Consider the following 26,620-nt stretch of genomic DNA (forward strand, 5'->3'; position numbering starts at 1 on the left):
GGCGCGTCGCCCCGGAACGACGGATAGCGGCCGTCAGCTGGCGGCGCGGGCGAGTTCGGCCAGCTGGGCACGGCTGATCAGGAGACCAGCCCCCTGGATGAGCTCATCGACGTGCGCGGTGGAGAACGCATTGACGATGGGCGCCGTGACGGTCCGCTGAGCGAGGAGCCAGCCGACGGCGACGGCGGCGACCGGCACCTGCAGGTCTTCGGCGACGAGATCGAGGGCACGCAGCAGCTTGATGCCTCGACGGTTGAGGTGGCTGCGCAGCTGCATTCCTCGTGCCCCGTTCAGCGTCTGCTTCGTGCGATGGCGCCCGGAGAGGAACCCGTGCTCCAAAGCATGCGACGGAGTGACCGCCAGGCCTTGCGCTCCCGCCACGAGGCGGAGATCGCCCTCGTAGCCTGTCCGCCGGAGCAGATTGTAAGGCTCGTCGAGCACCTCGATCCGCGGATAGCCCGCCGAGGCGAGGATCCGCGCCTCGACCAGTCGCTCCGGAGTGAACCCATAGGCGCCGAGCGCCCCGACCTTCCCGGTCTCCTTGAGCCACTCGGCGGTCGCCAGCGTGTCCTCCAGCGCGGCGTCGTCATCGTCGCTGCCATCGAGGTAGAGCACATCGATCCGCTCCACGCCGAGACGAGTGAGCGAGCTCTCGACCGACCGGACGAGATTGACCGAGCCGAGTCCGGGATTGTCCGGATGGGCTCCGACGCGCACCCCGAGGATGATCTCGTCTCGACATCCGTGGCTGCGCAGCCACCGGCCGATGACATGCTCGCTCCGCCCGCCCGCGAAGCTGTCCGCGGTGTGCACGGCGTTGCCGCCGAACTCCGCGTAACGATCCAGGATCGCGTTGCTCGCGTCGGCGTCGGTGTTCCAGCCGAACTCCGCTCCACCGAGCACGAGGGGGAAGACCGAGAGACCCGTCTCGCCCAACGGCACTCTGACCCTCTCGCCGACGCCCGGGCCGATCACCGGGAGCGGCGCCGAAGGATGAGGGGCGCTCTCGGCTCGTTGCACGTCGTTCGGAGTCCCGACGCTGAAAAGTCGCATGCCCTCACCCCCGCTGATGCTTGCGTTGCCCGTACTTAGAGCGTAAGGGAGCCGACCGACAGTTCCGTCCTTGACGAAGAGCACCGAACGACCATCCGATAACGAAAGGATCACGATAGGAGAGAAGAGCCCGTTGCATCCCCACTTGGGGGACGCAACGGGCTCTCACTATCTCTCTGAGGTCATGCCCCGAAGGTCACGCCTCGGCCGAAACGGCCTCCTCGACGGCCTGGCCCTCGACCGGGGCGTCGTCGAGCACGGGCTCGAGCGAGAGCTTGCCGCGGTCGTCGATCTTCGTGATGCGCACGAGGATCTTCTGGCCGACGCCGAGGACGTCCTCGACGTTCTCCACGCGCTTGCCGCCGGCGAGCTTGCGCACCTCGGTGACGTGCAGCAGGCCGTCCTTGCCGGGGAGCAGGGAGACGAAGGCGCCGAACGTCGCGATCTTCACGACGGTGCCCAGGAACTGCTCGCCGACCTCCGGGTTGGTGGGATTGGCGATCGCGTTGACCTGAGCGCGCGCGGCCTCGGCCGAGGGGCCATCGGTCGCGCCGATGTACACCGTGCCGTCGTCCTCGATCGAGATCTGCGCGCCGGTCTCGTCCTGGATCGCGTTGATCGTCTTGCCCTTGGGGCCGATCAGCTCGCCGATCTTGTCCACCGGGATCTGCACGCTGATCACGCGCGGCGCGGTCGGCGCCATCTCGTCGGGGGCGTCGATCGCGGCGTTCAGCACACCGAGGATCGTCAGACGCGCATCCTTGGCCTGCGTCAGCGCGCCGGCGAGGACCTCCGAGGGGATGCCGTCGAGCTTGGTGTCGAGCTGGATCGCCGTGACGAACTCGCTGGTGCCAGCGACCTTGAAGTCCATGTCGCCCAGGGCGTCCTCGGCGCCGAGGATGTCGGTCAACGCGGCATAACGCGTCTGACCGTCGACCTCGTCCGAGACCAGGCCCATGGCGATGCCGGCGACAGGAGCGCGCAGCGGCACGCCCGCGTTCAGCAGCGACAGGGTCGAGGCGCAGACAGAGCCCATCGAGGTCGAGCCGTTGGACCCGAGTGCCTCGGAGACCTGGCGGATCGCGTAGGGGAACTCCTCGCGGCTCGGCAGGACCGGCACAAGGGCGCGCTCGGCAAGGAAGCCGTGCCCGATCTCGCGACGCTTCGGGGAGCCGACCCGGCCGGTCTCACCGGTCGAGTAGGGCGGGAAGTTGTAGTGGTGCATGTAACGCTTGCTCGTCGTGGGCGAGAGCGAGTCGATCTGCTGCTCCATCTTGAGCATGTTCAGCGTGGTGACGCCCAGGATCTGGGTCTCGCCGCGCTGGAAGATCGCCGAGCCGTGGACACGCGGGATGACCTGCACCTCGGCGTCGAGCGGACGGATGTCGGCGAGGCCGCGACCGTCGATGCGCGCGCCCTCGGTGAGGATACGGCCGCGAACGATCTTCTTGGTGACCGACTTGTATGCGTTGCCGAACTCGGCGAGGGCGCTCTCGGGGAGCGTTCCTGCCTCGACCGCGGCGGTCAGCTCGCCCTTGACGCGCTCCTTGATCGTGTCGTCGGCGTCCTGGCGCTCCTGCTTGTCAGCGATCTGGTATACGTCGCTGAGCTCCGCGAAGGCGCGCTCAGACACGAACGAGTAGACCTCGTCGCTGTACAGCGGGAACACCGGGTACACGCCCGGCTCGCGCGACGCCGACGCGGCCATCTTCGCCTGCGCCTCGACGAGCTGCTTGAGGAACGGCTTCGCCGCCTCCAGCCCCTGCGCGACGACGCCCTCGTCCGGCTTGGTCGCACCGGCCTTGATCAGGTTCCAGCTGCCTTCGGTGGCCTCGGCCTCGACCATCATGATCGCGACGTCCTCGGTGCCGTCGGCCTTGGTGACCACACGCCCCGCGACGACGAGGTCGAACACGGCCTCCTCGAGCTGCGCGGCGGTGGGGAAGGCGACCCACTGATCGGCGTGCTCGCCGTGACCGGGGATGAACGCCAGGCGCACACCCGCGATCGGGCCGGAGAACGGCAGGCCCGAGATCTGTGTCGAAGCCGACGCGGCGTTGATCGCGAGCGCGTCATAGAACTCGCCCGGCGCGATCGAGAGGACGGTGATGACGATCTGGACCTCGTTGCGCAGCCCGTCGACGAACGACGGACGCAGCGGGCGGTCGATCAGACGGCAGACCAGGATCGCCTCGGTCGAGGGGCGCCCCTCACGACGGAAGAACGAGCCGGGGATCTTGCCTGCGGCGTAGGAGCGCTCTTCCACGTCGACCGTGAGCGGGAAGAAGTCGAAGCCCTCGCGCGGGTGCTTGCCCGCACTCGTGGCCGAGAGGAGCATCGTCTCCTCGTCGAGGTACGCGGCCACCGCGCCCTGCGCCTGCTGCGCGAGGCGGCCGGTCTCGAAGCGGATGGTGCGGGTGCCGAACCGACCGTTGTCGAGCACAGCCTCCGCGGCGGTGATTTCAGGACCTTCCAAGAGGTCTCTCCTTCTTTGTTTAGGCTCGCTCCCCCGTGTGGGGAGCGAGCATCATGAAGGAGCGGAGACGGGCAGATATGGGCGCACGAGGATCCGTGTTCTCCGCCTGCGCTGGCCACCAGTAGAAGATCACCCGGCGTGATCGCGCAGCCGAGGAACCCACCACAGGGGACCAGCTTCCTGCCGACCCGCTCCGTGAAGCATGTGTTGAATTGATGACTCCGCATGGGAGTCCGCTTTCAGCGTAGCAGCCGGGCGCATGGATCACGCCGACGGGGAACCCGTCCGAGCCTCAGACCACGGCCTCTTCCCGCATTCCGGAGGACCGGCCGAGGAGAACATAGTCCTCGTGCTTGGCTACGCGCCCGTCGCCCGCAGCGCGACCGCGCAGCCGCCGCCACATCCACGGCAGTGCATGCCGCCGCCACCAGAGCCGCCGGGTGAGCCGTTCATGCGCGTGGAGCACCTCGTCCAGAGCGCCCAGGGCCTCCGCATGCGGCACACCGAGGAGCTCCCCCACCCGGTAGGCGAGGAACCGGTGCCCGCGACTGGACAGATGCACGAGGTCCTCACCCCAGTTCGGCCGCTCGCCGAGCTCCGGGTGCAGGTCGGTGTCGACGAGCATCGCGCCGGTACGCTCCGCCACCGCCGCGAGCGCGCTCGCGAAGGCCGCGAACCGGCCGGCGTAGAGCGCGGACTCCGGCCGCCGGGGAAGGAAAGGGGTGATCAGGACGACATCGGCGCCGTCTCCGCGGAGCTGCCTGACCGCCTCCTCGATCTGACGGGCGAGAGCAGCGACGTCCGCCCTTCCCTTCACGAGGTCGTTCGCCCCGACGAGGATCGAGACGAGATCGGGGCGGAGAGTGCGCGCCCGCTCCAGCTGAGGACCACAGACGTCCATGACCCTTTTGGAGCGGATCGCGAGGTTGGCGTATCGCAGCCCGCCCCTGGAGGCGAGAAGGAGGGCGAGCCGATCGGCCCATCCGCGCAGAGAGCCGTCCGGGGCGGGATCGCACAGCCCTTCGGTGAGCGAGTCGCCGAGGGCGACGTACCTCCGCCAGCGCGGAGAGGGGGCTGCGAGACGCGGAGCGGGCTCGGGGCGGCGCGAGCGCGGCGCCCGGAGAGCGCGGTCGATGTCGTGCAGCTCCTGCGCGCCGGCGTAGTGCGGGACCAGTTCCTCACACACCGCGGTCCATGAGCGTCCTTGCACGGAGAGACGGCCCGCTTCGCCGAACGAGCGGGCCTTGCGCCGGTCCCCCACGAGGTCCACGACCCTGGCCCGCAGATCGGCCAGGTCGCCCGGCCGGTAGAGCCATCCGTCGATCCCCGGCCGGACGAGGTCGAGCGGTCCGCCGCGACCGGTCGCCACGATCGGCACGCCGCTCGCATGCGCCTCCTGCAGGGTCTGCCCGAACGTCTCGCTCTCGCCAGGATGGACGAACACGTCGAACGAGGCCATGACCCGCGCAAGCTCCAGCCCGCCGAGGTGCCCCCGGAAGTCCGCCTCGGGGAGAAGAGCCTCCAGCCGCGCCTGCGAGGGACCGTCACCGACGATCACGAGCCGCACGCCGGGGAGACCGACAAGGGCGCGCAGGTCCTCCACCTGCTTCTCCGGGGCGAGCCGGCCCACATAGCCGACCACGGCCTCTTCCCGATGCCGGTGCTCGCCGCTCTCCTCCCGACGCTCAGGACGGAACCGCTCGACGTCCACGCCCCTCCCCCAGCGCCGCACTCGGTCCACCCCCAGACGGGCGAGCTGCGCCTCCGCGTCCGAAGACGGCGCGAGCGTGAGCGTGACCCGTCGATGCAGGCGTGCGATGTGCCGCTCCGCGAGGGCTGCGGTCAGGGCGACACCGTAGCGCGAGGCGTAGGCGGCGACGTCGGTCTGATACGCGGCGACCGTCGGCAGGTCCAGCTGCTCCGCAGCGAGCGCGCCTCGCCACCCCAGCGCGAACGGCGAGGCCAGATGCACGACGTCCGGCTGGAACCGTTGCAGCGCGGCGGCGATCCGCCTCGTGCTCGGGGCGACGACGCGCACGGAGCGGTATCCGGGCAGCCCGACACTGGGGATCGCCTCGATCCGTACATCGCGCATGCGCACCGGCATGTCCCGGGCCGCCGGTGCGATGACGTGGGCATCGTGCCCACGGAGCTCGAGGTGGCGGAGGATCTGCAGCACGGACCCGGTCACGCCGTTCATGTGCGGGAGAAAGGACTCGGTCACGATCGCGACTCTCACGCCCTCAGGATGACGCCCCGCATGGGATGAGAGGACGAGGAACGGCGCCCTTCGCACAGAGTTCACCCGATGCACGCCCGCCGGACACCGGACGTCCGCCGGTCGGCTCCCGTTCACCGACGCCTCACCCTCCTCCGAGAGAGTGGGCCTGTGCTTCCAGAAGGACTCGACGCGCTGCTCACCGGACCTTGGGGTCTCGCCCTGATGTTCCTCCTCGTCCTCGGCGATGCCTTCCTCGTCGTCGTCCCCGGCGAGATCGCGGTGACCGCTCTCGGGGCGCTGGCCATCGCGAACGGCAGCCCCGCGCTCTGGCTCGTGATCCTCTGGGCGGCGGCGGCCGCCTTCGCCGGCGACGCCGCGTGCTACCTGATCGGCCGCCTCGTGGGCACAGAGCGCTGGCGGTGGATGCGCGCGCGCCGCGTGCAGGACGCGCTGTCCTGGGCACGACGCCGTCTCGACGGCGGCACGGCGACGGTGCTGTTCACCGCCCGCTTCGTCCCCTTCGCGCGGCTGGCCATCAACCTCGTCGCCGGAGCCTCGCGGATCCACCCCGTGCGGTATCTGTGCCTCGTGGCGGTGGCGGGCGCCGGCTGGGCGGCCTATCAGGCCGCCATCGGCGCCGTGGTCGCTGCGATCGTCCCTGGCGGACCCGTCGTGGCGATCGTCGTCTCGATCGCGGTGGCCGTCGGCGTCGGCGTGCTCATCGACCTCCTGGTCTCGCGCTCCAGGCGCTCCGCCGGTCGGGGAGACGGACAGGCCGGTGACGCTCCGCTCCCACCGCACTAGGCTGACGCTCATGAGCACCGAGGACAAGGCAGGCCCGTCGGAGGAGATGAAGCGCAAGTTCAAGGAGGCGTTGGACCGCAAGAACGCGAAGCATCGCGAGGGCGAGGCTCACCTCGACGGCGACTCGGCCGTCCACGCGACCAACGCGCCGCAGATGAAGCGCGAGTTCCGGCGCAAGAGCGGCTGAGCGTTCGCCCCTCCCTCCCGTCCCACCGCCGAGGGCAGGGGACGATCCAGGCCGGGCGAGGTGGCAATCCGGACGTGGTCGGGTTAGCGTCGTTCGGTGAGGACACGGGGACGGACGACGCGACGACGCCTGGCAGGGACATCGGCGGCGCTGACATTGGCCTGCGCCCTCTCGCTCCTCGCCCCACCCGCGGCGACAGCCGACGACTATCCGAGCTGGGACGATGTGCGCGCCGCCCAGGGCGACGAGCAGGCGACGCAGGAGCAGATCGCACGCATCGGGACGGCGCTGGCGACCGCGCAGTCCCAGTCGGCCTCCGCCTCTCGTCTCGCTCTGGACACCGGCGATGCCGCGGCCTCCGCACGGACGGAGGCCGAGGTCGCCACCACGCGTGCCCGTGTCCTCTCCGCGCAGGCGGCCCGGGCCCAGACGGCGCTCGACACCGCGCGGCAGAGCACCGCCGAGGTGGTCGCCCACCGCTATCGGCTCGAGTCCTCCACGCCCATAGGCCTGCGCCTGCTCACGACGGGCAGCCCCGAGGAGCTCCTCACGCGGCTCGGCGCCATGGATCGGCTGGACGAGACGTGGGCGACCGTCGCCCGCAAGGCGCAGGCGAGCGCGGCCGTCGCGTCGTCGCTGACCGCGCAGGCCGCAGACGCCGAGCGCGAACGTTCGCGGCTGGCCGCGGACGCCGAGTCCAAGGCGGCGGGGGCTCGCGAGGCCGCGGCGACCGAGGCGAGGGCTGTGACCTCGCTCCAAGGGCACGTCGACACCCTTTACGCGCAGCTCGCCACGCTGAAGAACACCACCGCCGACGTGGAGCGTCGGTTCCGGATCGGTCAGCAGGTCGCCGAGCAGGAGCGACAGCGTCAGGAGGCTGAGCGGCAGGATGCCTCCGACCACGAGTCGAGCGGCTCGGGAGGCGCGGGAGGCGGTTCCGGCGGCTCGGGAGGGGACTCCGGCGGCTCCACTCCCGATCCGGACCCCGGTCAGGGTGTGATCGTCGATCCGGCCGGTGCTCAGGACTACGCCCGGAGCAGGCTGGGCTCCTACGGCTGGTCGACCGACCAGTTCTCCTGCCTGCTGTCCCTCTGGAACCGGGAGTCGGGATGGCGTGCCAATGCGCTCAACCCCTCCAGCGGAGCGTACGGCATCCCGCAGTCACTGCCCGGGGAGAAGATGGCCGCCGCGGGACCCGACTGGCGGACCAACGCCCGCACCCAGGTGGACTGGGGGCTCGGCTACATCGCCGACCGCTACGGATCGCCGTGTGGCGCATGGGCGCACTCCGAAAGCACCGGCTGGTACTAGAGCGCGAGCTCCGCGTGCCGCTACTCTCCTGCCAGCCCGCCGAGCAGATGCCCGAAGGAACGGCCTTTGCCGAGGTACGTGTCGGGGTCGAAGGGGTCGCCGTCCACGGTCGCCCGCCGTCGGGCGACCGCCTCGGCCAGCTCACGCGCCCCTCGCTCGACGCGGGCGCTCAGCGGCGCGACCTCGTCCGCGTTCGCGCCCCAGTCGCTCGATGCGGCGAAGACCCCCGTCGGCACGGGGTCGGCGTGCAGATACGTGAACAGCGGGCGGATCGCATAGTCCACGGCGAGGGAATGGCGCGCGGTCCCTGCGTTCGCGCCGATCAGCACGGGCTTGCCCGTGAGCGCATCGGGGTCGAGCACGTCGATGAACGACTTGAAAAGCCCGGAGTAGCTCGTCGAGAAGATCGGCGTGACGGCGATCAACGCGTCGGCCGAGACCACCGTGTTGATCGCAGAGTCCAGCGCGGCGGGGGCGAACCCGGTCAGCAGGTTGTTCGTGATGTCGTGCGCGAGGTCGCGCAGCTCGATCACGTCGACCGTCGCCTCGATCGGGACGCCGTCAGGCGCGGTCAGACCGTTCAGCGCCCGCACGGTCTCGGCGGCGAGCCGGTCCGCGAGCATCCGCGTCGAGGACGGATTGGACAGTCCCGCGGAGATCACCGCGATGCGCCGGGTGCCCATCTCAGGCCCCTGCCCTGGTCGCGGCGGTCCCGAACGCGGAACCGGCAGGAGCAGCAGCGTCCTGGTACGGGGATCCCGCGGTGAGGTTGTCTCCGCGATTCACTCCCGGCCGCGCCTCGCGCGCAGGGCCGTCGCCGTACACCCCGCGAACACGGGCGGCATGCGTCGGCGCGTCGGGGACGGAGGCCGGCCGGTCCTGCGCGAGCTCCTTCCGCAGGACCGGCACGACCTCGCCGCCGAGGATGTCCAGCTGCTCCAGAACGGTCTTGAGCGGGAGACCCGCGTGGTCGATGAGGAAGAGCTGTCGCTGGTAGTCGCCGAAGTGGTCGCGCATCGCGGCGTAGCGATCGATCACCTGCTGCGGCGAGCCGACCGTGAGAGGCGTCATCTCGGTGAAGTCCTCCATCGAGGGCCCGTGTCCGTAGACCGGGGCGTTATCGAAGTACGGGCGGAACTCGTTCACCGCATCCTGCGAGCTCGCACGCATGAACACCTGCCCGCCGAGGCCGACGATCGCCTGCTCCGGAGTCCCGTGGCCGTAGTGGGCGTAGCGCTGGCGATACAGCTCGATCAGACGCTGATAGTGCTCCTTGGGCCAGAAGATGTTGTTCGCGAAGAACCCGTCGCCGTAGTAGGCGGCCTGCTCCGCGATCTCGGGCGTGCGGATCGAACCGTGCCAGACGAACGGCGCGACCCCGTCGAGCGGACGCGGCGTCGAGGTGAAGCCCTGGAGCGGGGTGCGGAACTTCCCCTCCCAGTCCACGACGTCCTTCGTCCAGAGCTCGTGCAGCAGCGCGTAGTTCTCGATCGCGAGCGGGAGCCCCTGTCGAATGTCCTTGCCGAACCACGGATAGACGGGACCGGTGTTGCCGCGCCCCATCATGAGGTCCATGCGCCCTGCGGAGAGATGCTGGAGCATCGCGTAGTCCTCGGCGATCTTGACCGGGTCATTCGTGGTGATGAGGGTCGTCGAGGTCGACACGATGAGGCGTTCGGTCTGTGCGGCGATGTACGCGAGCGTGGTCGTCGGGCTCGAGGACCAGAACGGCGGATTGTGGTGCTCGCCGATGGCGAAGACGTCCAGCCCGACCTCTTCCGCGTGCTTCGCGATGGCGAGCGTCGCCTGGATGCGCTCACGCTCACTCGGGGTCTGCCCCGTCGTCGGGTCGGCCGTGATGTCGCTGACCGACATGATGCCGAACTGCATGCCGCTCGGGCTCTCCTCGCCGCGACCTGCGCTGGTGATCTCGTCCACGTTCGTCTCCGCTCAGGATGCCTGCGCATCCAATTCTATTCAGATGAATGTAATTGGTCCAACGCAGGGCCGGACGGGATATTCCCGCTCAGGCGGCGAAGAGGGGCTCGGCGATGTACGAGCCCTCCGCCGCGCCGGGCGGGATCGCCCAGAGTCCAGAGCCGACATGACGGATGTACTCGTTCATCAGGTCGGTCGACAGCTTCCTCTGCAGCGCGATGAACTGCGACGGCGAGCGCTGGTAGGAGAGGAAGAAGAGCCCAGCGTCGAGGCGCCCCAGCTCGTTGTTGCCGTCGACGTAGTTGTATCCCCGGCGGAGGATGCGGATCCCGTCATTCTCGGCGGGATGGGCGAGTCGCACGTGGGAGGAGGCGTCGAGGGCTCCGCCACGCAGATCCGGCTCGGTGAACTCGTCGCCGCCGGACAGCGGCGCGCCGCTCCCCTTCTCACGTCCGATGATGCGGTCCTGCTCGGCGAGACGGACACGGTCCCAGGTCTCGATGATCATCGCGATCTTGCGCGCGACGAGGTAGGAGCCGCCGCGCATCCAGGCCGGCTCGTCCTGCTCGCCGACCCAGACGTTCTCGGCGAGGGCCGCCGCGTCGTCGGCGAGGATGTTCGCCGTCCCGTCCTTGAAGCCGAACAGGTTCCGCGGCGTCGCCTGGTCCGCGGCCGTGCGCGACGTGCGGCCGAACCCCAGCTGCGACCAGCGGAGGCGCGCCCGGCCGAATGCGATGCGGCTGAGGTTGCGGATCGCGTGCACCGCCACCTGCGGATCGTCCGCACAGGCCTGGATGCACAGGTCGCCGTCCGAGTGGCCGGCGTCCAGCGCCTCGCCGAGGAAGGCCGGAAGCCGTTCGAGCTCTGCCGGGCGTCGGTCGGCAACCCCGAAGCGGTCCCCCTCGGCGAGGAAGAGCGACGGCCCCAGGCCGAAGGTGATCGTCAGCCCGCTCGCAGACAGTCCCTGCGCCTCGCCGGTGTCGTCGGGCGGCGCGTCGGGCGTGCCGCCGACAGCGCCCGTCGCGCTCACCTCCAGACCGCGGGTCATGCGCGACGCGGCATAGGTCCAGTCCTGAAGGAGGGCGACGAGATCGGCCTGGTCCGCCCGCGGCATCATGTCGAACGCCGCGAAGTGCAGATGGTCCTGTACTCGGGTGGAGATCCCCGCCTGATGCTCGCCGCCGAAGGCGAACCGCTCCTCGGCTCCCTGCCCGCCGAGCGCGGAGGCGGCGACCGCCCCGCCCGCCGCGCCGAGGGCGAGCCCGGCGACGCCGGAGCCGACCGCGAACCCGAGGAGCCCGCGGCGGCTGACGCCCGCCGACTCCTCAGCCTGAGCCGTCGCCGACTCTGCAGAGCCGGCTGCGCCCTCCTCCTCGGGGGCCGCACCTTCCGCGGTCATGTCACCCGAGGAGGGTCGAGGTGAGCTTGGACAGCGGCTCGGCGAGAGCGTTGAGCAGGTCGGTGAGCTCTCGCTTGTCGGCGTCCGTCAGCGTCGCGTACGCGGCGTAGCCGTCGCCGACCCTGTGGGCGGCGAGCGCCTCCTCGAGATCGGCATATCCGGCCTCGATCCGCTCCACGAGCTTCTTGCCCTCGGCGTCCTTCGCCGAGGCGAAGTCCTTGACGAGCGAGAACGCCATCTTCGAGCCCTCGACGTTCGCGACGAAGTCGTAGAGGTCGGTGCCGGACCACCAGTCCTCCTCGCCGCTGATCTTGCCCGTCGCGACCTCGTCCAGAAGCCCGATCGCACCGTTCGAGACCTCCGCGATCCCCTGTGCGTCGAGGTCGGCGACGAAGGCGTCGGAGTGGACGTGGTCGTAGAGCTCCTGGAGATCGGCCAGAAGCCTCTTCCCGTGCTCTGCGCGCTCGGCGGGGCTCGAAGGCGCCCAGTCCTGCCACGCGGGCGTGACGCCGTCGGCGTTCATCGCGTCCGACGCCGGCGTCCAGAGATCCTTCTCGATCCTGTGGAAGCCGGTCCAGTCCAGGCCCTCGGCCTTCGCGTCGAGCTCACGGTAGTCCAGGCGGGGATCGAGCGTCCCCAGCTTGTCCGCGACCGGCTCGATCCGCTCGTAGAACGAGCGCACGAGCGGGAACTGCGCCTTGGCCGTCGCATCGTCGCCGGAGGCGTACGCGGCAACGAACGTCTGCGCCGCAGGGATCAGCTGTCCGACCTGGTCCTTCACGAAGGCGGCGTAGAGCTCCACCGCCTTCTTCTTCTGCGCGACGTCGTCACCGGTTGCCTCGACCGCCTTCCCCGTCACGGCGAAAGAGGCCTTGCCGACGCCGTCGCCGATCATCCCCGGCTTGCAGACCGTGTGGTAATCCCCCGGCTGCGCCACGACGGTGAGGGTGCGCGATGCTCCCGGCGCGACGTTCTCGACCTCGCCGACGATCCGCAGGCCGTCTGCGGCGAGAAGGTAGAACTCCGTCACCTTGGTGCCTTCGTTGCGAACGTCGAAGGAGAGGGTCCCGCTGGTCGCGGTGGCCTCCGCGACCTGGCATGCGTCATCGGTCGAGGTGACGCCGATGCGCGAGCCGGCCGTGGTGTCGGCCTTCGCGACGCATCCGGTGAGGGCGAGGCCGATCGCGGCAACCGCTCCCGCGGTGGCGAGTGTTCGTCGGGCGGAGATCATGCTGCTCCTTGCTGGGTAAGAGAGGACGAAGGCTGCACGGCAGCCGGCTGAGGACGCGGTGCGCGTGAGCGCCGCAGGCCACGAACGAAGAGGAGCCCGACCACGACGACGTAGACCGTCCAGGCGATCACCTGGAGCCAGGTCATCCGGGGCATGAACCCCACGGTGGCCTGGAGGATCACGGCGAGCGCGCTGTCTGGCGCGACCGCCGCGGACACGTCGAAAGCCCAGCCGAACGGGAGCGCCGCCCAGCCGACCGCCTCGGCGCCCGTCCCCGGGTCCACCACGGCGCTCGCGGAGAAGGGGCCGGGAAGGACGGCCGCCTCCTGCAGGTCCATCACCGCGTAGGCGAGCACGCCCGCGGCGACGATCACGAGGAAGCCGCCGCTCCAGGCGAAGAACCGCGACAGGTTCAGCCGCACGACGCCTCGGGCCAGCAGCCATCCGGCGACGACGGCGACGAGGAGGCCGAGGACGGCGCCGAGGAACGCGGAGGGCGCATCGCCGAAGGACTGGATCATGGACCACAGCAGGAGCGTGGTCTCGATGCCCTCCCGGGCCACGGAGACGAATCCGACGGCGACGAGCGCCCACATCGTCCCAGCCGCGAGCGCCCGGTCGACCCCGCCCTGCAGGCTCGCCTTCATCGTGCGACCCGCCTTCTGCATCCAGAAGATCATCCACGTCACCATGCCGACCGCGACGAGGGACAGCGACCCGCCGATGATCTCCTGCGCCTGGAACGTCAGCATGTAGTCGCCGAAGGTCAGCACGGCGCCGATCCCGAGCGCGAGGAGGACGGCAAGGGCCACGCCGGCCCACAGCCTGGGCAGCACGTCCGTGCGCCCGAGGCGTCTGAGGTAGGCGACGAGGATGCCGACCACGAGGGCGGCTTCGAGGCCTTCGCGAAGGCCGATCAGGAAGGTGGCGAGCACAGGCGGCTTTCTGACGTGGGAGGCCTGCCGGTCATGAGGTTAGGCAAACCTCAGAGAGTGTACACCCGCGGGCTCCATGGTAATCCTCGGCAACATTCGCGCCCTCAGCGCTCCGACGGACCTAGCCTCGTCCCATGTCTGAGCTCACCCTCCCCGTCCTCGACCTGTCCCAGCTCGACGAGAGCCCCGAGTCCGCCGCCCGGTTCCGCGACGACCTCCGCGCCGCCACGCACGACGTCGGCTTCTTCTACCTGACCGGGACGGGCGTGAGCGCCGATCTCGAACATCGCCTCCACCGCGCCGCTCAGGACTTCTTCGCCCTCCCCGAGGAGGACAAGCTCGCGATCGAGAACGTGAGGAGCCCGCACTTCCGCGGCTACACGCGCATCGGCGGCGAACGCACGCAGGGCAAGGTGGACTGGCGCGAGCAGATCGACATCGGCCCCGAGCGGGAGCCCGTCGGCGACGGCCCCTCCTTCAACCGACTGATCGGGCCGAACCTGTGGCCCGCGGCGCAGCCCGAGCTCCGCGAGGTCGTGGCGGAGTGGCACGACCACCTCAGCGGGGTGGCACGCAAGCTCCTGCGCGCGTGGGCGCTCGCGCTCGGCGCCGACGAGTCCTACTTCGAAGAGAACTTCGGCGAGCCTTCGACCCTCATCAAGATCGTCCGCTACCCCGGCACGCGTGAGCCGGAGCCGCAGCAGGGCGTCGGCGCGCACAAGGACTCCGGAGTGCTCACCCTGCTCTGGGTCGAGCCAGGCAAGGGCGGCCTCCAGGTCGAGCGGGACGGCGAGTGGGTCGACGCCCCGCCTGTTCCCGGAGCGTTCGTGGTGAACATCGGCGAGCTCCTGGAATACGCGACCGGAGGATACCTCAAGGCCACCAACCATCGGGTCGTCTCACCGAGGGCCCCGGAGGAGCGGATCTCCATCCCGTTCTTCTTCAATCCCGCGCTCGACCGGCAGCTGCCGATCATCGACCTGCCCGCCGAGCTCGCCGCTCAGGCACGCGGGGTGACCGAGGACCCGACCAATCCGATCCACAGCCTGTACGGCGAGAACGCGTTGAAGTCGCGCCTGCGGGCCCACCCCGACGTCGCGGCGATCCATCACGCGGACCTGCTTTCCGCCCGGCTCTGAGCACAGAGGCCCCTCCCGAACCACGGCTCCCGGGCCCCGAACCCGCCGGACACGACGAAGGCCGCCCCACACCCGGGGCGGCCTTCTCAAGAATGTTCTGCGCGATTGAACGCTGGTCGCTCAGCGGCGAAGGCCCAGGCGTTCGATCAGCGAGCGGTAGCGCTCGATGTCGATGTCCTGGAGGTAGCCGAGCAGACGACGGCGCTGACCGACGAGCAGGAACAGCCCACGACGCGAGTGATGGTCGTGCTTGTGCTCCTTCAGGTGCTCGGTGAGGTCCTTGATGCGCTGCGTCAGCAGAGCGACCTGCACCTCGGGGGAACCGGTGTCACCGGGGTGCGTCGCGTACTCTTCGATGATCGCCTTCTTGACGTCTGCTTCCAGTGCCATAGAACCGATCCCCTTTCTCCCGTTGCGCGGTGCCTGTCACCGGATGCGCAGGCTCTCTTTCTCCGCGGCCGATCTAACGGCAACCGCACAAGTCTATCAGTCCCCGCCCACGCTGCCGCCCCACCCGGAGGAGCCGATAGCCTCGGACGGTGGGCCATCTCATCGACCTCCGTCCGCTGCGCGAGAGTCCCGCCTTCGCACGGATGTGGATCGGATCGGCACTGAGCGGGGTCGGGAGCCAGCTGACCCTCGTCACCGTCATGCTGCACGTGTTCGCGCTGACGCAGGACACCTTCGCCGTGTCGATGATCGCAGTGGCCGGCCTCCTCCCGATGATCCTCGCCGGCCTCTACGGCGGAATGCTCGCGGACGCCTTCGACCGACGCCTGGTCGCCCTCGTCTCGGCGACCGTCGGCTTCCTCTCCACCGCCCTGCTGGCCGCGCTCACCTGGACGGGGACCGAGACGATCTGGTGGCTCTACGCGCTGAGCATGATCAACTCCGCCGCGGGATCGGTGGGGATGGCCACCCGCACCGCGATCGTCCCCCGCCTCATCCCCCGCGCACACCTGGCGGCCGCCTCCGCGCTCAACGGCGTCTCCTTCGGCCTGACGGTGATGGTCGGCCCCGCTCTCGCCGGGCTCCTCGTCGCCCTCACCGGCTACGGATGGACGTACACGATCGACGTCGCGCTGATGCTCTCGATGTTCCTGGGCCTGTGGACCCTGCCGACACTTCGCCCCGAGGGTGAGACCGTGCGCCCGGGCCTGTCCTCCCTCGTCGACGGCGCGAGGTTCCTGCGGCAGGCGGGGAACATCCGCATGCAGTACGTCCTCGACATCATCGCCATGACCTTCGGCCAGCCGCTGACCCTGTTCCCCGCGCTGGGCACGGTCCTCCTCGGCGGCGGAGCGGTCACGACGGGCCTGCTCACCGCCGCCGTCGCCGCAGGGACCTTCCTGTCCAGCCTGTTCTCGGGCCGGGTCGCGCAGTATCGCTGGCACGGTCGCGGCATCGCGCGCGCGATCCAGATCTACGGCACCGCGATCCTGCTCTTCGGCGCGGTCCTCCTCGTCGCGTCCCTGCTCCCCGAAGACGCGACCGAGACCGCGCCGAACGTCGCGCTCATCGTCGCGGCGTGCGCGTTCCTCGCGCTCTCCGGCGCCGCCGACAACGTCAGCTCGATCTACCGGAGCACGATGATGCAGGCCGCCGTCCCCGACACAATGCGCGGACGACTGCAGGGCGTCTTCGTCGTCGTGGTCGCCGGCGGCCCCCGCGTCGGTGCGCTGTATGCGGGCGGACTCGCCTCGCTCACCACGCTGTGGTTCCCGCCGCTGCTGGGCGGCCTCCTCGTCATCGCCCTGGTGGCGGTGCTCGTGCGCCTCCACCCCCGCTTCCGCGCATACGACGCGGAGAGCCCCGAGCCCTGACGTCTCGCCGAGGCTCAGGGCTCCCGCGGTCGCGGCGATGAGACTGCTCAGTCCTGCTGCAGCGCCCCCTGCAGATCAAGGGTGATCGTCACGTCCTTGCCCACGAGCACTCCTCCGGTCTCGAGCGCCGCGTTCCACGTGAGGCCGAAGTCCTCCCGGTTGATCACCGTGCTCGCCGACGCACCCGCCTTGTAGTTGCCGTAGGGGTCGGTGCCGAAGCCGCCGAACTCGAAGGCGAAGCTCACCGGCTTGGTCACCCCGTGGATCGTGAGGTCGCCGTCCACGAAGAAATCGCCGTCGTCGACGCGGGCGCCGGTCGAGCGGAACTCCATCGTGGGGTGGTTCTCGACGTCGAAGAAATCGCCGGAGCGGAGGTGCGCGTCACGGTTCTCGTCCTTCGTGTCGATCGAGGCCACGTCGACGCTCGCCTCCACGCTCGCCTCCAGCGGGTTCTCCGGAGCGACGAGGGTCGCGCTCTTGATCCCGAACGTGCCGCGCACCTTCGAGATCATCATGTGGCGGATGCTGAAGGTGACCTCGCTGTGCGCCGGGTCCAGGACCCAGGTGCCGGGGCGGTAGCCGGGGATGTCGATCGTCATCGTGGTTCTCCTCTGTCGGAACGGGGTCGCCGTCCGGCGACGCTGGATCCAACTTACATACGAGTGAATATATTCCGGGGAACGGGCGGGTGACGCCCCGCGGCCGCTGCGGAAGATGACGGAGACGACGAGAGCCCCCGTCGCTCGGTCGGCGGGGGCTCTCCGTTCGTCGTGGTCAGCCGACGGCGACGAGGTCGATGATGAAGATCAGGGTCTTGCCGCCGAGGAAGTGTCCCGATCCGGCGGGGCCGTACGCCAGGTGCGGCGGGATGATCAGCTCGCGACGTCCGCCGACCTTCATGCCGGGGATCCCGTCCTGCCAGCCCTGGATCAGACCGCGCAGCGGGAACTGGATCGTCTCGCCCCGTCCCCACGACGAGTCGAACTCCTCTCCGGAGTCGAACTCGACGCCGGCGTAGTGCACGGTCACGGTGTCGCCGGGCTTGGCCTCGTCGCCGCTCCCTTCGATGATGTCGCGGATGACCAGCTCGGTGGGAGCGGGACCGGTGGGGGCATCGAACTCAGGCTTGGTGCGCTCAGTCATGGTCCCATCCAACCGCGAGCGGGGACGGCCGGTCAACGCGACGACACCTGCCCACAGCGAACATCCGAAAATCCTTGACAGCGAGGCGCCGCGGGTGCAGCCTGGGATCAGATCAACTCAGCGCCCGGGAGACATGCAGGCATCGCCGCAGCACCGGGCGCTGAGTCTGTCTCGGGATCCGCCACCGCGAACCGCGGACAGAGTGAGCCGCCGGTCAGTATGCCAGCAGCTCCGACCGCGTCAGCTGCATGCGCCGGAGCAGCAGCTGCTCGTCGTGGGAGGCATGGAGGTCGCGGCCGCCGATGATCCGCTGTCGCGTCGCGGCGAGTGCCGTGGCGTCCTTGATGAACGAACGCATGAGCGGCCGACGGTCCTCGCGCAGACCGCCGGCCCAGCGGAGCCCCGCGCGGCGTCCGGCCGGGGTCCCGAGCATCGTGACCTCCTGCGGGGTGAACCAGCCCGCCGCCGAGTACTCGGCCAAGCGTTCCTGCGTCACTCGCGCCTCCTCTCGCCGAAGAGCCACGATCCCGAGGATGAAGCCGATGAACAACGGCACCTGCGCGGTGACGTACAGGGCGAAGAAGTCGCCGAACAGCGACGAGCCGTTCCAGAACGCATGCAGCAGCACGGCCCCGACGAGTCCGGTCAGAGCGGCCGAGAGCACCCCGCCCCTGCTGCGTCCGCGCCGGACCGCGAGGCCGATCGCGAAGCCGGTGAGCGCGGTGAACATCGCGTGCGCGAAGGGGGACATGAGGCCGCGGAGCACGAAGGTGACGGTGAGGTCCGCTCCCCCGCCCTCGATGAGGCTGACCGCGAAGTACTGGATGTTCTCGGCGAAGGCGAAGCCGGCGCCGACGAGAGCGCCGTAGACGATCCCGTCCACCGGCCCGTCGAACGCCCTGCGGGCCATCAGGAAGACGAGGAAGACGCCGAAGCCCTTTGCCGCTTCTTCTACGATCGGCGCCTGGATGACGGAGACGAAGGTCTCGCCCCGCGAGCCGAGAAGGGACGTGAGCCCCAGGTCGACGAGCAAGGCGATGCCCACCGCGGCGAGCGCGCCCCAGCCGAGCGCGAAGACCACGAGCGATCTGGGCTCCGGCTCCCAGCGGTCGATGAGCCGGACGCCGAAGAGGACGATCCCGAGCGGGATGAGGGCGAGGACGAGACCGATGAGCGACGCGGCAGCGCCGAGCGTGCCGAGGAAGTACCCGACGAGAGCGATGAGGACGAAGAAGAGGGCACCGAGCGACCAGATGACGGCGCCTCGGCCCGTCCGGCGCGGCACCGGGAGCGCCGGCACGGTGGGCACCGGCGCCGGGGGGCGGTAGACGGGCTGGGTCCCCGTCTCGGGGCGCTGCGCGAACACCGACCCATAGACCGGCCGCCCCTGCGACATCTCGGTGCCGACCGTCCAGGGCGAACCTCCGTCGTCCGCACCCGGAGCGGGACGATCCGCGGACCGGGTGGGCTCGTAGGGTCCTCCAAAGCTCATGGTGAAAGCCTAGAGGGCCCGTCGCCCGCGGCCTGGGAGCGCACCCGGGTAGCGTAGAGACATGCGGTTTGCCCATCTGCGCCGTCCCGAGTCCTCAGCCACCGTCCTCGCCGTCGTCGAATCCGACGCGGCGATCCTCGTGTCCGACCTCGTCGACCCCGCGCCTTCCTCCCTTCAGCAGCTCATCGAGGGCGGCGACGCTCTGCTCGACGCTCTCCGTTCCGCTCTGGCCTCAGGAGACGCGCCTCGGCACGCCGTGGCGGGCTTCTCCTTCGCCTCGGCCGTCATCGCGCCGCCGGCCGTGCTCGCGGTGGGGCTGAACTACGCGGCGCACTCGAGCGAGCTGGGGCTGAAGACCGATGCCGCACCGACCGTCTTCACGCTCTGGCCCAACTCGCTCACCGGCCACGAGGAGACCACGTCCTGGCCACGCACGCTGAGCGAGTCCGTGGACTACGAGGCCGAGCTCGGCGTGCTCATCGGCACCGCGGCGAAAGACGTCGCCGCCGCAGACGCCCTCGATCACGTCTGGGGGTACACCGTGGTGAACGACATCACGGCCCGCGACATCCAGTTCGCCGAAGCGCAGTGGTCCCGGTGCAAGTCCTTCGACGGCTTCACGCCGACCGGACCGTTCGCGGTGACCGCGGACGAGATCCCGGATCCGCAGGATCTCCACATCTGGACGGTGGTGGACGGCCATACCGTCCAGGACGCGACCACGAGGCAGATGGTGCGGAGCGTGGCCACGCTCATCGCGCACCTCTCGCAGTCCCTCACGCTGCTGCCTGGCACGCTCATCTCGACCGGGAGCCCCGGCGGCGCCGGCTACTCCCGCGACCCGCAGATCTTCCTCCGCGACCGGTCCACGGTGACGGTCGGGATCGACGGGATCGGCGAACTCACCACACACTGCCGCATCCTGGACTGATCTGGCAGCACGCACAGGACGGCGGCAGAGCGAGAGGACGCTCCGCCGCCGTCATGTGGATCGGCCCTCTTGTCTCCGTCAGGCCTCCACAGGATCAGATGGCGGCGGGATCCTTCTCGGTGACGTCCTCGGCCGCGATGATCGGGATCGCCGCGGTCGCGGTCTCGAGACCCGACAGGCGCGCCGGCGAGAGCTGCTTGGCGACCTCATCGCGCGACATCAGCCCCGCCTCGACGACGAGGTCGGCGACCGAACGGCCGGTGAGCAGGGCCGTCTTGGCCAGCGCCGCCGACGCCGCGTAGCCGATGAAGGGCGTGAGAGCCGTGATGACGCCGACCGAGGAGCCCACCATCGCGCCGAGGCGATCGCGGTTCGCGGTGATGCCGTCGACGCAGTTGACGCGCAGAGTCCACATCGCCTGTCGCATCCACGTGATCGACTGGAAGATCGAGTGTGCGATCACGGGCTCGAAGGCGTTGAGCTGAAGCTGACCGCCCTCGACCGCCATCGTGACCGTCGTGTCGGCGCCGACGACGGCGAACGCGACCTGATTCACGACCTCCGGGATCACCGGGTTGACCTTGCCCGGCATGATGCTCGATCCCGCCTGCTGAGCAGGAAGGTTGATCTCGCCGAGCCCGGCCTGCGGGCCCGAGGACAGCAGCCGCAGGTCGTTGCAGATCTTCGACAGCTTGATCGCGTTGCGCTTGAGGGACGAGGAAAAGGACATGAACGAGCCGGTGTCACTCGTGGCCTCGACGAGGTCGGTCGCCGTGACGAGATCCAGCCCCGTGATCGCCCGCAGATGGCGCAGGACCGCCGAGGCGTAGCCGGGATGGGTGGTGATGCCGGTGCCGATCGCCGTCGCCCCCATGTTGATCTCGAACAGGAGCGAGGCGTTCTCGGTCAGACGGGTGTGATCGTAGCCGAGGGTCGTGGCGAAGCCGTGGAACTCCTGGCCAAGGGTCATCGGAACCGCATCCTGCAGCTGGGTCCGTCCTACCTTGAGCACGTCGTGGAACTCATCCGCCTTGCCGAGGAACGAGCGACGGAGAAGGTCGAGCTCGTCCAGCATCGAACGGAGCGTGAGCGAGAGGCCGATCTTGATCGCGGTCGGGTAGACGTCGTTGGTCGACTGGCTGCGGTTGGTGTGGTCGATCGGCGAGAGGTAAGCGTAGTCCCCCTTGGGGCGCCCCGCCATCTCGAGAGCGATGTTGGTGATGACCTCGTTGGCGTTCATGTTGGTCGAGGTGCCGGCCCCGCCCTGGATCACGCCGACGACGAACTGGTCGTGGAACTCGCCGTCGATCACCCGCTGCGCGGCCGCGTCGATGAGGTCTGCGCGCTCGGCGTCGAGAACCCCGATCTCCTTGTTCGCCCTGGCGCTTGCCTGCTTGACCATGGCCAGGCCTCGCACCAGGTCGGGATAGACCGAGATCGGACGCTTCGTGATCGGGAAGTTCTCCTCGGCGCGAAGCGTGTGCACCCCCCAGTACGCGTCGGCGGGAATCTCCTTGCTCCCCAGGGAGTCGGTCTCGGTACGAGTCAGGGCAGGCGCATCGGCGGCCATGGACACATCCTTGTGGGTGGTGGCGAACAGTGACGAGGGATGCGACGAGTCTATCTCCGCCGACTCTCCGTTCGCCGCTCCCCCGCCGTCCGCCCGCTCTTCGTCTTCGGCCCCTCCCCAGGCCTGCCGCTCAGGGAGCCGGTTTCCGCGAGAACACCTCGAGTCGTTCCTCCGGCGTGAGGGCCGCCATGTGCGCCACCCATTCCGGAGAGAACGTCTCCGCCTCCTCGCCGGAGAGCGACTCCACGACCGGCACGACCGTGTGCGCGATCGTCTCCGGCCGAACGTGGACGAGCTGGAACGACTGCGCCGCGTCCATCCCGTTCACCCGGTCGGCGGGACGGGCGACGTCCATCGTGTAGCAGGTCGCGGAGGCCACGCTCACCGGGATGCCCGCGAAGGTCGCGTGCATCGAGTAATGCAGGTGCCCGGCGAGGATGCCGCGGACGTCGGAGCCGCGGAGCACATCCGCCAGCTCGTCCTGATGGCGCAGTTCGAGGACGTCGAAGAACGGCACATGGCTCGGAACCGGCGGATGGTGCAAGGCCAGGAGCGTTCCGTGCTCGGCGGGCTCACGCAGCACCTCCCCGAGCCAGGAGAGCTGCTCCGCGTCGAGGTCGCCGTGATGCCATCCGGGGACGGTCGAGTCCAGGGCGACGAGGCGGAGCCCGTTCAGGTCCCACACCCCTGTCACCGGCTCCTCGGACGGCGCGACGCCGAGCAGGTGCTCACGCAGTGCAGGGCGCTCGTCGTGGTTGCCCGCGACCCACACCACCGGTGCGCCGAGACGCGCGGAGACCGGCTCGACCGCCGCGCGCAGCCGACGATACGCCTCGGGCTCGCCGAGATCGGCGAGATCGCCGGTGATGACGATCGCATCCGGGCGTTCGACAGCGCGCTCGATCGCGGCGAGGGTGCGATCCATCGTCCCTTCGACGTCGAAGCGTCCGGCCAGACGCGCCCCGCCGGCAAGCAGATGCGGGTCGCTCACGTGCACGATCGTGTGCGTGGGAGGGGCATAGCGTCCGAACTGGGGCATGCCGCCAGGCTAGTCCTAGCCGAGGACGATGAGCAGGATCCCGCTGATCACCGCGAGAGCGCAGACGGCGAAGCAGGCGAAGGCGGCGATCAGGGCCGCCCGCTTCTGCCCTTCGGAGAGCGGGCTCTTCTTCGCCGCCTTCGCCGCCGCCTTCGCGGCGCGCTTGGCCTCTTTCGGGCTGATCACGGTGATCGCGTCCGTGAACTCCGCCGGTGTCACGACCGGCGCATGCCCGGAACGGACCAGCATCCGCAGACCGAGCGCGTAGAACGTGACGACGATCACCGCGCCTGCGAGCGCCGCGCCGAGCACCTTCACGAAGGCGAACCAGTCGACCATGACGTTCATCGGCCTGCCTCCTTCTCCGCGCGCTTCTGCGCCTTCCGCTCCCGGTGCAGCCGACGCTGGCGCGGGGTGGGCGGAGGCGCGTCGGGGACCTCGACGGCGTGACCGGAGGCTGCCACCTCGCTGAACGCGTTGTGCGCGGTGACGGCGTTGCGCCGAGAGCGCAGGAAGAGCCCGAGGATCACGGCGACGGCGAGGACCGCATCGATGAGCACGCCCCACATCCCGAGCCACACCACGAGCACCGCCGCCACCGCTCCCACCGCGCCCGCGGCGGGGAGGGTGAGGACCCACCCGACCGCGATCCGGCCGGCCGTCCGCCAGCGGACCGTCGATCCCCTCCGCCCCAGCCCGGAGCCGATGACCGATCCGGAGGCCACCTGCGTGGTCGAGAGGGCGAAGCCGAAGGCGCTCGAGGCGAGGATCGTGGCCGCCGTCGAGGTCTCGGCGGAGAAACCCTGGGCGGGCTTGACGTCGGTGAGGCCCTTGCCGAGCGTGCGGATGATCCGCCAGCCGCCGAGGTAGGTGCCGAGAGCGATCGTGAATGCGCACGCGACGACCACCCAGAGCTGCGGCTCATGGTGCGCACCGGACTGCCAGCCGACCGTGATCAGCGTGAGCGTGATCACGCCCATGGTCTTCTGCGCATCGTTCGTGCCATGGGCGAGCGCCACGAGGGACGAGGTGAAGATCTGACCCCAGCGGAACCCGTCCCTGCCGTCCGGCTTGTCGTCGTAGCGACGGGTGACGGCGTAGGCGATCTTCGTGGCGATGAAAGCGATGAGACCGGCGGTCACCGGCGCGATGAGCGCGGGGAGGACCACCTTGGAGAGAACGATGCCGAAGTCGATCCCCGAGGCTCCCACGCCCACGAGCGTCGCCCCGATCAGGCCGCCGAAAAGGGCATGCGAGGAGCTGGAGGGAAGGCCGAGGAGCCAGGTGAGCATGTTCCAGGTGATCGCGCCGATGAGCCCCGCGAAGATCAGGGCGGGAAGGATCCCCTGTCCGATCTGGTCCTCCCGGACGATGCCGCCCGAGATCGTCTTCGAGACCTCGGTGGACAGGAAGGCGCCCCCGAGGTTCAGGAGCGCGGCGAGGAGGACGGCGGTCTTCGGCTTGAGCGCGCCGGTCGCGATGGGCGTGGCCATCGCGTTGGCGGTGTCGTGGAAGCCGTTGGTGAAGTCGAAGAAGAGTGCCAGCGCGATCACCAGCACGACGATGAGGGCTGCGGTTTCCACCGTTCGCTTTCGTTGGGTTGACTCAGGTGTGCCGACGGGATCGGCGTGACGAACGAAGAGTTCACCGTGGGTTCAGCATCCGTTATTCGGGCCCAGTGAATCCTCCCACCGGCACAGGCCACGGTCAAACCCGATCTGGGAGCGCCAGCAGAGCCTGCTCGGATACCGTGGTTCCGTGACCACCGATGCACCGCGCACCCGTACCGACACCGCTCTCGACGGCACCGCACCGATCCCCCCGCGCGCCGCGCGCCGGCCGCAGGCGCGCACCCACCACGGTGACACGGTCGAGGATCCGTACGAATGGCTCCGCGCCAAGGACGACCCGGAGGTGGTGGCCCACCTCGAGGCGGAGAACGCCTACGCGGAGGCGCGGACGGCGCACCTCGCTCCTCTGCGCGAGCGCCTGTTCCAGGAGGTCAAGGGACGGGTACAGGAGACGGACCTGTCCGTGCCGTCCCGTCGTGGCGACTGGTGGTACTACTCCCGCATCGTGGAGGGGCAGCAGTACGGGCTGCAGTGCCGTGCCCGTGTCTCCTCCCCTGACGATTGGACGCCGCCGGCGCTGGATCCCGCGGTGCCGATCCTCGGCGAGGAGATCCTCCTCGACGGCGAGGCCGAGGCCGAAGGGCACGAGTACTTCGCGGTCGGCGCCCTCGACGTCTCGGACGACGCCACACGCCTGCTCTGGTCGACGGACTTCGAAGGCGACGAGCGGTACACCGTCCACGTGCGCGATCTCGGGACGGGCGAGACCCTGGCCGACGAGATCCCCGGCACCGTCGGCGCATTCCTCACCCCCGACGGGCATTCGATCATCTACACCACCGTGGACGAGTCGTGGCGGCCCGACACGCTCTGGTTGCACCGTATCGGCACCGACAGGGCCGACGACGTGAAGCTGTTCCACGAGCCCGACGAGCGGTTCTGGGTGGGCGCCATGCTCACCCGGAGCCGTCGCCTGCTCGTCATCGGCGTGGGATCGAACGTCACGAGCGAGGTCCTGACCCTGGATCCCGATGACCTCACGGCCGCTCCCCGCGTGGTCTGGCCGCGCAGGGAGGGTGTGGAGTACTCGGCCGAGCACGCGGTGGTGGACGGACGCGACGAGCTCCTGATCCTGCACAATGACGGCGCCACCGACTTCGAGCTCGTCGCCGTGCCGCTCGAGGATCCCCAGGGCGAGCGGCGCGTCCTCGTGCCGCACGTGCCCGGCCGGAGGCTGGAGGGCGTGGACGCCTTCCAGGACGTGACCGCGATCGAGTACCGTCGCGAGGGGATCAGCCGCGTCGGGCTCCTCGATCTCGCCAGCGGCGCCATCGACGAGCTGGAGTTCGAGGAGCCGCTTTACTCCGTCGGGCTCGGCGGCAACGGCGAATGGGCGACGCCTTTCCTCCGCCTCGGCTACGGCTCGTTCGTGACGCCGTCGACCGTCTACGACCTCGACTGGCGCACGCGAGAGCTGCACCTCCGCAAGCGGCAGCCGGTGCTGGGCGGATACGAGCCCGAGGACTACGCCCAGGCCAGGGAGTGGGCCATCGCGGAGGACGGCACAAGGGTCCCGGTGTCTCTCGTGTGGAAGCGCTCGTTCGGGGATCCGACGGACGGCACGGGCGCCCGCCCCGTGCATCTCTACGGCTACGGCTCGTACGAGCACGCGATCGACCCCGGCCTCTCCGTCATGCGGCTCTCGGCGCTCGACCGCGGCGCGGTGTTCGCGGTGGCGCACGTCCGCGGCGGCGGCGAGCTCGGTCGACCGTGGTACGAGGACGGCAAGCTGGCGCACAAGAAGAACACGTTCGCCGACTTCGTCGCCGTGGCGCGGCATCTCGTGGACAGGGGTGTGGCGAGCCCAGACCGGCTCGTCGCGGAGGGCGGAAGCGCCGGAGGCCTCCTGATGGGAGCCGTGGCGAACCTCTCCCCCGAGCTGTTCTCCGGCATCCTGGCCTCGGTTCCCTTCGTCGACACGTTGACGACGATCCTGGACCCGTCACTGCCCCTCACCGTCATCGAGTGGGACGAGTGGGGTGACCCGCTGCACGATCCCGAGGCGTACGCCTACATCAAGTCCTATTCGCCGTACGAGAACGTGCGCGAGGGCGCCCCGTACCCGCCGATCCTGGCTGTCACCTCGCTCAACGACACGCGCGTGCTCTACGTCGAACCGGCCAAGTGGGTCCAGCGCCTGCGCGACGCCGGTGCGAGGGACGTCCTGCTCAAATGCGAGATGGTCGCCGGGCACGGGGGCGTCAGCGGCCGCTACAGCTCCTGGCATGAGCGCGCGTACGAGCTCGCCTGGATCCTGGACCGTCTCGGCCTGGCCTGACCGCTCCGTCGACCGCGCC

Annotated in this window: 23 protein-coding genes; 7 read left to right on the forward strand and 16 right to left on the reverse strand. The window is 69.7% G+C overall.

The features are described from left to right. Nucleotides 1–33: 33 nt before the first annotated feature. The 3 genes from ACP15J_RS03400 to ACP15J_RS03410 form a co-directional block, all read right to left on the reverse strand. Complete coding sequence (locus tag ACP15J_RS03400; RefSeq protein WP_424935460.1) at nt 34–1,053, reverse strand: aldo/keto reductase; 1,020 nt, start codon at nt 1,051–1,053, stop codon at nt 34–36. A gap of 196 nt (nt 1,054–1,249) precedes the next feature. Beyond that, nucleotides 1,250–3,529, reverse strand: a complete 2,280-nt coding sequence (locus ACP15J_RS03405) for a polyribonucleotide nucleotidyltransferase (RefSeq protein ID WP_424935459.1) — start codon at nt 3,527–3,529, stop codon at nt 1,250–1,252. Between the two features lie 292 nt (nt 3,530–3,821). Then, the gene (locus tag ACP15J_RS03410; RefSeq protein WP_424935458.1) at nt 3,822–5,768 is read right to left on the reverse strand and encodes a GDSL-type esterase/lipase family protein; all 1,947 of its coding nucleotides are present in this window, start codon (nt 5,766–5,768) and stop codon (nt 3,822–3,824) included. A gap of 150 nt (nt 5,769–5,918) precedes the next feature. Here ACP15J_RS03410 and ACP15J_RS03415 point away from each other — a divergent pair, with 150 nt between their 5' ends. The 3 genes from ACP15J_RS03415 (at nt 5,919) to ACP15J_RS03425 (ending at nt 8,052) form a co-directional block, all read left to right on the forward strand. Beyond that, entirely contained in the window at nt 5,919–6,554 is a 636-nt protein-coding gene (locus ACP15J_RS03415; protein WP_424935457.1) for a DedA family protein, read from the forward strand. Nucleotides 6,555–6,564: 10 nt separating this feature from the next. Further along, nucleotides 6,565–6,741, forward strand: a complete 177-nt coding sequence (locus ACP15J_RS03420) for a DUF5302 domain-containing protein (RefSeq protein WP_424935456.1) — start codon at nt 6,565–6,567, stop codon at nt 6,739–6,741. 96 nt (nt 6,742–6,837) lie between these two features. Beyond that, nucleotides 6,838–8,052: a coiled-coil domain-containing protein gene (locus ACP15J_RS03425; protein WP_424935455.1), complete on the forward strand. Its 1,215-nt coding sequence runs from the start codon at nt 6,838–6,840 to the stop codon at nt 8,050–8,052. A 20-nt stretch (nt 8,053–8,072) separates the two neighbouring features. Here the strand turns inward: ACP15J_RS03425 and ACP15J_RS03430 are convergent, their stop codons facing one another. The 5 genes from ACP15J_RS03430 to efeU form a co-directional block, all read right to left on the reverse strand. Beyond that, nucleotides 8,073–8,735 carry an FMN reductase gene (locus ACP15J_RS03430; RefSeq protein ID WP_424935454.1) on the reverse strand — a complete coding sequence of 221 codons (663 nt, stop codon included), beginning with the start codon at nt 8,733–8,735 and terminating at the stop codon, nt 8,073–8,075. Nucleotide 8,736: 1 nt separating this feature from the next. Beyond that, complete coding sequence (locus tag ACP15J_RS03435; RefSeq protein ID WP_424980875.1) at nt 8,737–9,942, reverse strand: LLM class flavin-dependent oxidoreductase; 1,206 nt, start codon at nt 9,940–9,942, stop codon at nt 8,737–8,739. 136 nt (nt 9,943–10,078) lie between these two features. Continuing rightward, nucleotides 10,079–11,389 carry an iron uptake transporter deferrochelatase/peroxidase subunit gene (efeB, locus tag ACP15J_RS03440; protein ID WP_424935452.1) on the reverse strand — a complete coding sequence of 437 codons (1,311 nt, stop codon included), beginning with the start codon at nt 11,387–11,389 and terminating at the stop codon, nt 10,079–10,081. Nucleotide 11,390: 1 nt separating this feature from the next. Beyond that, entirely contained in the window at nt 11,391–12,620 is a 1,230-nt protein-coding gene (gene efeO / locus ACP15J_RS03445; protein WP_424935451.1) for an iron uptake system protein EfeO, read from the reverse strand. Next, on the reverse strand, nt 12,617–13,555 hold the full coding sequence (efeU, locus tag ACP15J_RS03450; protein WP_424935450.1) for an iron uptake transporter permease EfeU: 939 nt from the start codon (nt 13,553–13,555) through the stop codon (nt 12,617–12,619). Before efeU ends, efeO begins: the two co-directional genes overlap by 4 nt. A gap of 134 nt (nt 13,556–13,689) precedes the next feature. Between efeU and ACP15J_RS03455 the strand changes: the two genes are divergently transcribed. Further along, nucleotides 13,690–14,694, forward strand: coding sequence for an isopenicillin N synthase family dioxygenase (locus ACP15J_RS03455; RefSeq protein ID WP_424935449.1), 1,005 nt, complete (start codon nt 13,690–13,692; stop codon nt 14,692–14,694). Between the two features lie 120 nt (nt 14,695–14,814). Here ACP15J_RS03455 and rpsO read toward each other — a convergent pair whose 3' ends face one another. Beyond that, nucleotides 14,815–15,084: a 30S ribosomal protein S15 gene (gene rpsO / locus ACP15J_RS03460; protein ID WP_139890564.1), complete on the reverse strand. Its 270-nt coding sequence runs from the start codon at nt 15,082–15,084 to the stop codon at nt 14,815–14,817. Nucleotides 15,085–15,287: 203 nt separating this feature from the next. Here rpsO and ACP15J_RS03465 point away from each other — a divergent pair, with 203 nt between their 5' ends. Continuing rightward, the gene (locus ACP15J_RS03465; protein ID WP_424980876.1) at nt 15,288–16,517 is read left to right on the forward strand and encodes an MFS transporter; all 1,230 of its coding nucleotides are present in this window, start codon (nt 15,288–15,290) and stop codon (nt 16,515–16,517) included. Between the two features lie 47 nt (nt 16,518–16,564). Here ACP15J_RS03465 and ACP15J_RS03470 read toward each other — a convergent pair whose 3' ends face one another. The 3 genes from ACP15J_RS03470 to ACP15J_RS03480 all read right to left on the reverse strand — a co-directional run bounded on the left by ACP15J_RS03470 (nt 16,565) and on the right by ACP15J_RS03480 (nt 19,152). After that, a complete protein-coding gene (locus ACP15J_RS03470) occupies nt 16,565–17,116 on the reverse strand; it encodes a YceI family protein (protein ID WP_424935447.1) in 552 nt (183 codons plus the stop codon). A gap of 175 nt (nt 17,117–17,291) precedes the next feature. Further along, nucleotides 17,292–17,660: an FKBP-type peptidyl-prolyl cis-trans isomerase gene (locus tag ACP15J_RS03475; RefSeq protein ID WP_197220322.1), complete on the reverse strand. Its 369-nt coding sequence runs from the start codon at nt 17,658–17,660 to the stop codon at nt 17,292–17,294. A 214-nt stretch (nt 17,661–17,874) separates the two neighbouring features. Further along, nucleotides 17,875–19,152: a PrsW family intramembrane metalloprotease gene (locus ACP15J_RS03480; protein WP_424935446.1), complete on the reverse strand. Its 1,278-nt coding sequence runs from the start codon at nt 19,150–19,152 to the stop codon at nt 17,875–17,877. Between the two features lie 61 nt (nt 19,153–19,213). Between ACP15J_RS03480 and ACP15J_RS03485 the strand changes: the two genes are divergently transcribed. Continuing rightward, nucleotides 19,214–20,083: a fumarylacetoacetate hydrolase family protein gene (locus tag ACP15J_RS03485; protein WP_424935445.1), complete on the forward strand. Its 870-nt coding sequence runs from the start codon at nt 19,214–19,216 to the stop codon at nt 20,081–20,083. A 94-nt stretch (nt 20,084–20,177) separates the two neighbouring features. On the opposite strand, the gene ACP15J_RS03490 is transcribed toward ACP15J_RS03485, so the two are convergent. The 4 genes from ACP15J_RS03490 to ACP15J_RS03505 all read right to left on the reverse strand — a co-directional run bounded on the left by ACP15J_RS03490 (nt 20,178) and on the right by ACP15J_RS03505 (nt 24,275). Beyond that, nucleotides 20,178–21,653 (reverse strand): aspartate ammonia-lyase, encoded by a 1,476-nt coding sequence (locus ACP15J_RS03490; RefSeq protein WP_424935444.1) that lies wholly within the window; start codon nt 21,651–21,653, stop codon nt 20,178–20,180. A gap of 130 nt (nt 21,654–21,783) precedes the next feature. Next, nucleotides 21,784–22,692, reverse strand: coding sequence for a phosphodiesterase (locus tag ACP15J_RS03495; RefSeq protein WP_424935443.1), 909 nt, complete (start codon nt 22,690–22,692; stop codon nt 21,784–21,786). Between the two features lie 15 nt (nt 22,693–22,707). Further along, entirely contained in the window at nt 22,708–23,040 is a 333-nt protein-coding gene (locus tag ACP15J_RS03500; protein WP_424935442.1) for a hypothetical protein, read from the reverse strand. Beyond that, on the reverse strand, nt 23,037–24,275 hold the full coding sequence (locus ACP15J_RS03505) for an anion permease (protein ID WP_424935441.1): 1,239 nt from the start codon (nt 24,273–24,275) through the stop codon (nt 23,037–23,039). The genes ACP15J_RS03500 and ACP15J_RS03505 overlap by 4 nt, the downstream gene beginning before the upstream one ends. A gap of 175 nt (nt 24,276–24,450) precedes the next feature. Between ACP15J_RS03505 and ACP15J_RS03510 the strand changes: the two genes are divergently transcribed. Further along, nucleotides 24,451–26,601: a S9 family peptidase gene (locus tag ACP15J_RS03510; RefSeq protein WP_424935440.1), complete on the forward strand. Its 2,151-nt coding sequence runs from the start codon at nt 24,451–24,453 to the stop codon at nt 26,599–26,601. Nucleotides 26,602–26,620: the final 19 nt, after the last annotated feature.

The sequence above is a fragment of the Microbacterium sp. S308A+ genome (assembly GCF_049800815.1).
Classification (GTDB): Bacteria; Actinomycetota; Actinomycetes; order Actinomycetales; family Microbacteriaceae; genus Microbacterium.